The 6,777-nt window shown below is 40.2% G+C and carries 4 protein-coding genes and 1 pseudogene; 1 reads left to right on the plus strand and 4 read right to left on the minus strand.

Annotated elements, in window-relative coordinates; genetic code table 11:
- Nucleotides 1–201 precede the first annotated feature (201 nt).
- Nucleotides 202–2,577 carry a ribonucleoside-diphosphate reductase subunit alpha gene (locus CYP54_RS05840; RefSeq protein WP_103604542.1) on the minus strand — a complete coding sequence of 792 codons (2,376 nt, stop codon included), beginning with the start codon at nt 2,575–2,577 and terminating at the stop codon, nt 202–204.
- Between the two features lie 216 nt (nt 2,578–2,793).
- Nucleotides 2,794–4,125, minus strand: a complete 1,332-nt coding sequence (purB, locus tag CYP54_RS05845) for an adenylosuccinate lyase (protein ID WP_103604543.1) — start codon at nt 4,123–4,125, stop codon at nt 2,794–2,796.
- Between the two features lie 184 nt (nt 4,126–4,309).
- Here purB and CYP54_RS05850 point away from each other — a divergent pair, with 184 nt between their 5' ends.
- The gene (locus CYP54_RS05850) at nt 4,310–5,224 is read left to right on the plus strand and encodes a pseudouridine synthase family protein (protein WP_103604544.1); all 915 of its coding nucleotides are present in this window, start codon (nt 4,310–4,312) and stop codon (nt 5,222–5,224) included.
- 278 nt (nt 5,225–5,502) lie between these two features.
- Here the strand turns inward: CYP54_RS05850 and rlmN are convergent, their stop codons facing one another.
- Complete coding sequence (rlmN, locus tag CYP54_RS05855) at nt 5,503–6,633, minus strand: dual-specificity RNA methyltransferase RlmN (protein WP_103604545.1); 1,131 nt, start codon at nt 6,631–6,633, stop codon at nt 5,503–5,505.
- Nucleotides 6,630–6,777: pseudogene (locus CYP54_RS10160) on the minus strand (purine-nucleoside phosphorylase); the annotation flags it as partial. The gene rlmN and the pseudogene CYP54_RS10160, both read right to left, overlap by 4 nt.

The following is a 6,777-nucleotide window of genomic DNA, read 5'->3' on the forward strand; positions in this document are numbered from 1 at the left end:
ATGTTGGTTTGATTGTATAAATATATCCGTATATGGCAGTTATTGCAACAATAATAGTTGCAATATTACCAAGAATAGAATAAGTATCTTTATTTTTTAAAATTATATAAACATATTTCATAAAATATAACAACCATACTTTCATAGCTTTATTACTCCAAAATAAGAAAACAAATCAAACATCTTATTATAAAAAGTTCTTTACTGACAACCCTCGCATTCGATCGAGCGGTCAGCTACGTCGTTTAGCTTTTCGCTATCTGGGCTTTCAGAGCGTAGATAGTAGGTTGATTTTAGTCCAAGCTCCCATGCAAGCGTGTAAATTTCACTTAAGTATCCGCCGCTTGCTTTGTCTAAACTCATGAAGATATTTAGGCTTTGACCTTGATCGATCCATTTTTGGCGGATCGCACCTGCTTTTATGAGGATCCTTTGGTCAAGCTCATAAGCTGGCGTGTAAAACTGCCAAGTGTCAGGGCTGAGATTTGGCACGACATTTGGGATCATGCCACTTAGGTTGTGCTCAAACCACTTGCGTTTATAGACTGGCTCGATAGTTTGGGTAGTGCCAACTAGGATCGAGATCGAGCTAGTTGGAGCGATCGCCATTAGGTAGCCGTTTCTCATACCATCACACTTAACCTTTTCTCTTAGCTTGTCCCAGTCGCAGATATTTTCGTCAAATAGCCCGCCTTTGTCGTTTAAAAGAGCTTTTGCGTTCTCGTTTGCGGTGTCTATTGGCATGATGCCTTTGCTCCATTTTGAGCCTTCAAATTTTGGATAGATGCCCTTTTCTACGGCTAAATTTGAGCTAGCGTAGATCGCGTTGTAGCTTATGTTTTCCATTATGCTATCAATGAGCGCCAAGTGCTCATAGCTGCCCCATTTTACGTTTTTCTCAGCTAGCATTTGCGCCTCACCCATGACGCCAAGGCCGATCGAGCGAGAGGCTAGGTTTGTGTGTTTTACCTTTTTGTGTGGGTAGAAATTTAGATCTATAACGTTATCAAGCATCCTGATAGCTATCGGCACAACACGCTCGATGTCCTCTTTGCTATTTATCTTGCTTAAATTTATACTTGCAAGGTTGCAAACTGCCGTTTTGCCCTCGATACTCTCTTTTTCTACGATGAAAATTTGCTTGCCTTTTAGGCTATCAAGCGCGCTAAGCTTTTTGGCTTTTTTAGTTATGCCGCTATCGACCGTGACGTCTTCTTCTTCGTCAAATAGCTCCTCGCCGCCGTCTTCATAAGTGATCTTGATCTTATAGTAGTTTGGCGCTGTGTTTTGGAAAATTTCGGTGCACAAATTTGAGCTTCTGATGATGCCCTCGTGGTCGTTTGGATTTGTTTTGTTGGCATTGTCTTTAAAGCATAAAAATGGCATGCCAGTTTCAAAATAGCTAGTTAAAATTTTCTTCCAAAGCTCTTTTGCAAGAATGGTGTTTTTCTGGATATTTTCGTCGTTTTCATACTCCAAATATCTCTTCTCAAACTCCTCGCCGTAAAGGTCGCAAAGGTCGCTTACTTGAGCTGGGTCAAAGAGACTCCAGCGGCCATTTTCTTTGACACGCTTCATAAATAGGTCGTTTATCCAAAGCGCAGGGAAAAGCTCGTGTGCACGGCGTCTCTCTTCACCTGAGTTTTTACGAAGATCGAGAAAATCGCTCACGTCCATGTGCCAAGGCTCGATATAAACAGCGATCGCGCCCTTTCTAGTGCCTAGCTGATCGACCGCTACTGCGATGTCGTTTGTCACTTTTAAAAATGGTATGATACCGCCAGCTGCGTTTTTGTGTCCATCGATGCTACCGCCCATTGCGCGCACCTTGCTCCAGTCCCAGCCGATACCGCCACCAAATTTTGAAAGTAGTGCCATCTCTTTGTAGCTATCAAAAATTCCTTCGATATTATCAGGCGTACTACCTACGTAACAGCTACTTAGCTGGTGGCGTGTAGTCCTTGCGTTTGAGAGTGTTGGCGTGGCTAGCATCACTTCAAATTTAGAGATAAGGTCGTAAAATTTCTTAGCCCAGCCTTGGCTATCTAGCTCGTTTTGCGCAAGAAACATTGCGATCGCCATAAACATATGCTGTGGTAGTTCTATTGGCATGCCATTCTTATCTTTGATGAGATAGCGGTCATAAAGCGTCTTGATACCAAGATATGCAAACTGAAGGTCACGCTCAGGCTTGATGTATGCATTTAGATCCTCTAAGTCATACTTCTCTTTTAGTCCAGGGATGATGCGACCTACTTTTTCACCTTTTACTAGGTAGTCTTTTAGGTGATTGTAGCCGTTAAAGCCGGTCACTTTGTGATAAAGGTCGAACAAAAATAGTCTCGCAGCGACAAATGTCCAGTTTGGACGGTCGATATCGATCTTATCAACTGCTGTTTTTATAAGAGTCTGCTGAATTTCCTCAGTCGTTATCATATCTCTAAACTGGATTTTCGCATCTACTTCAAGCTCGCTAAGGCTTACGTTACTAAGGCCTAGGACCGCTTCATTTGTGTATTTTTTGATCTTACTGATATCAAGCTCTTCTGTTCTGCCATTACGTTTTATAACTTTCAAAAATATCTCTCCATGTTAAATTTTAATTTGGGATTTTATCCAAAAGGAGATAAAAACTCTCTTTGTTAAAAAAGTGCTTTTAAATATAAAATTTGACTCAAAAATAATATTTTATTTTTAAAAATTAAAAATTTGATCTTATTTTAAAATGATTGTAAAAATTTTTGAAGCGATGTCTTGAAGCAAGAAGCATAAATTTACTTCTTGCGTTTAAATTTACTTGCCAAAGACTCTGGCAAAAATTTTATCTACGTTTTTGGTGTAGTAGTTGTAGTCGAAACACTCTTTGATCTCATCTCTGCTAAGGCTCTTAGTTAGATCCTCGTCGTTTAGCAAATTTTGCAAAAATAGGCTGTGACCTTGCTCATCTATCGCTTTTTTGCCCTCTTGCAAGTCTGCCCAGACCTTCATAGCATTGCGCTGAACGATCTTGTAGGCATCCTCTCTAGAAATTCCACGCTGTGGCAGCTGCAAAAGTACGCGCTGTGAAAAGACTAGTCCGCCTGTTAAATTTAAATTTTTCATCATATTTTCTGGATAGACGACTAAATTTGCTATCAAATTTTTGATGCGAACCAGCATAAAATCAGCCGTGATAAACATATCTGGCAGGATAAATCTCTCAACCGAGCTGTGGCTGATATCGCGCTCGTGCCAAAGGGCGACATTTTCTAGCGCTGGCGTAACGTATGAGCGTAGCACCCTGCAAAGGCCGGTGATATTTTCGCTAAGGACTGGATTGCGTTTGTGTGGCATCGCGCTTGAGCCCTTTTGTCCTGGGCTAAAGTACTCCTCTGCCTCATAAACCTCGGTCCTTTGGTAGTGTCTAATGGCAACTGCGATCTTCTCACAAGTAGAGGCTAGAACTGCGATGGCGCTTACCGCATGTGCGTAGCGGTCGCGCTGGATCACTTGATTTGACGCTGGGGCAGCTTTTAGGCCAAGCTCTTCGCATGTTAGCTCTTCAAATTCCATCGGAGCGTGGGCTAAATTTCCCATAGCGCCTGAGAGTTTGCCATAGCTGATCGTATCTTTTGCGTCTTTGATAAGCTTTAGCGCCCTTGCGATCTCGTCATACCAGATGGCAAGTACAAGGCCAAAGGTTATCGGTTCGCCGTGGATGCCGTGGCTTCTGCCAACCATGAGCGTGTGCTTGTGCTCGTTTGCTCTGTCTTTGACTGCCTGCATAAACTCCTCTACGTCGCTTATGATGAGCTCTAGGCTCTCTTTCATCTGAAGTGCGACGGCTGTGTCGATGCAGTCGCTTGAGGTCATGCCGTAGTGCACAAACCTGCTCTCCTCGCCAAGGCTCTCGCTGACGCTTGTTAGAAATGCGATGACGTCGTGCTTTGTCGTCTTTTCTATCTCGTCGATGCGAGCCACTTTAAAATTAGCGTTTTTGCAAATTTTCTCGCAGTCGCCGTCGCTTATGAAGCCAAGCTTATTCCAAGCTTTAACAGCAGCTTTTTCTACCTTGAGCCAAGCATCATACTTTGCTTGCATACTCCACTTATCAGCCATCTCTTTGCGCGAGTATCTTTCGACCATTGTTGAACCTTTTTGTATTAGTTTTCTTTATCATAAAAGTAATTTTTAGTATTGGAAGCTAAAAACTACATCGTATAATTTTATAAAATTTAAGTTTGGATTATATAAAATCCGTGCTGAAATGTCGGTTATATACTTATAAATTTGTGCTTAAGCTAACTCGCTCATTTTTAAAAGGATTACATTGCCCTACGTAAATAAATTTATTGCCACTACAGACAAACAAAAAGCGTATGAAATTTTAATGAAAACTGGCTTTAGCATGAGAGAAGCGCAACGCCTCATAGATAAAGGCAGGTTGATCTGTGGCGGCAGTGTCGTGAGCGAGAAAAATGCCATTTTGTGCGGTGATGTCTTTTTGATCGACTATGAGGCGGCGCCAAAGGGGCTAAAGCCGATCTTTGAGTGCGAGAGCTTTGCGGTATTTGATAAGCCAAGTGGAGTGCTAAGCCACCCAAATGGCAGACACTGTGAGTACTCGCTAAATGATGAAATTTATACGCTTTTTGGACGAGATGCGAGCGTGGCACATAGGCTAGACTTTGAAACAAGCGGCGTGATAGTCGTTGGCAAAGATAGAAATTCCACGATAAAACTAAAGAAAATCTTTGAAAACAGAGAGGTTTCTAAAAGCTACGTCGCGATGGTGCAAGGTAAGATCGAGCGAGAATTTACGATCGATGCTAAGATGGATCTAGCGAACAACTACGACGATGTGAAAATGCGAATGCAAATTTGTGAAAATGGCAAGAGCGCTGTGACTAAAATTTTGCCAATCAGATATTTTGACGATATCGATACGACTTTACTTCAGGCTATCCCACTCACTGGCAGGCAGCATCAAATTCGCTTACATTTGTTTCATGTGAAACACAAGATACTTGGCGAACCACTTTATGGTTTGTCACGTCCGCAGATCGAGAAAATTTTAGATAAAGAGATGAGCGAGCATGAACGGATAAATTTAACTGGAGCAAAAAGGCTCTTGCTTCACTCGGACGAGATTTCTTTTAAATTTGATGAAATTTTTTATAACATAAAAAGTAAATTTGACGCTGAAAGCGAGTTTTATAGATTTGCAAAAGAAGGTTTACTTTAGTCTAAAAATTTTTTAATAAATTTCTATTTCTCATAAACCTTTACCTACGTTTTGCCAAAGTTTATCACTTTTAAATACCACAATGATAATTTTGTAGTTTATGCAATTAATGCTCCATTTTATTTCTTTATGAGAGCTAGGCTTTATCTTAATGTTAAGGCTTAGATTTTATGCCTATCTTTTTCATCTTTTAAAACTTTTAAAATAAGCCCTAATCCAAGTAAAACCACAACAACAATAAAGACTATTTCGGCTATATCAAGCGCACTCATTCTAACTCACACTGGCTTTACTATTTCTTCGAGTGACTGTGTTTTTGAATTTTTATTACCAGCAATAGCTTTAAATTTTGCATTTTCATTTCGCTGTTTTAGCTGCCCGCAAGCTGCACTTATATCAAGCCCTTTGCTCTGTCTGATCGTACAAGTGATGCCATGATCCCTTAAATATTCTTGAAATTTTAGCATGCTGGCAAGCTCAGGTCGTCCAAATTCGCTACCTTCATGTGGGTTAAAATATATAAGATTTACCTTCGCTTTTATGCCATGAAGTAGTTTTACCAACTTTTTAGCATCACTCACGCTATCGTTTAAATCCTTGATAACAAGGTATTCAAACATCACACGCTTTCGCATATCGATAGGAAATCCTCTAACAGCATCCATAACAGCCTCGATATTATACGCCTTATTTATCGGCATTAGACGGCTTCTAAGCTCATTAGTAACAGCATGAAGCGATATAGCCAATAACACACCAAGATCCATCTCGCCAAGCTTTTTTATCTGGCTGCCAAGGCCACTAGTTGAAACAGTTTGACGACGTGGTGATATGGCTAGACCCTCGTTAAGAGCTAAAATTTTGATCGCTTTACTAACGTTAGTAAGATTATCAAGTGGCTCACCCATACCCATATAAACGACATTTATGCGTCTTTCATAAGGTATTTTATTTTCTCTTTTTATCCATAAAATTTGTCCCACAATCTCGCCTGCAGTCAAATTTCTAACGAGCCCACCCTTTGCTGTTAGACAAAAAGCACAGCCCATTTTACAACCAACCTGAGAACTAACACAAACAGTATAACGAGCATGACGACTTATCTTACCATCTTCATCACTAATCTCTTCTTTCATCGGTAGCAAAACGCTCTCTATCTTTAACCTGTCTTTTAACTCGAAAAGATACTTGATAGAGCCGTCGCTACTCTGCTCAAATTTCACACATTTTAGAGGATCGAGGTAAAATTTCTCGGCCAAATCCTGACGCATATCTTTTGGTAAATTTAGCATTTGGCTAAAATCGGTTGCATTTTTTTTATATATCCACTCATAGATTTGTGTTGCTCTAAATGGTGGAGAAACCAACTCTTTTAGTTCATCAATACTAAGATCAAACAAATTTATCACATATTTTCCTTTAAATATTTTGTTAGAATTTTCTTGGCCTCTGCGTGATTTTTTATAAAATCAGCATGTGCATTTTTATCACAAAAATTTGTCGCTACAAAAATTCCGTAAGCTGGAATTTTAAAAATTTGAGCTACTTTCAGA

The sequence above is a fragment of the Campylobacter concisus genome (genome assembly GCF_002914005.1).
Classification (GTDB): domain Bacteria; phylum Campylobacterota; class Campylobacteria; order Campylobacterales; family Campylobacteraceae; genus Campylobacter_A; species Campylobacter_A concisus_N.

Excerpts from the sequence above, each read along its gene's own strand:
- purB (WP_103604543.1), bottom strand. The coding sequence starts at position 4,125 with ATGGTCGAAAGATACTCGCGCAAAGAGATGGCTGATAAGTGGAGTATG.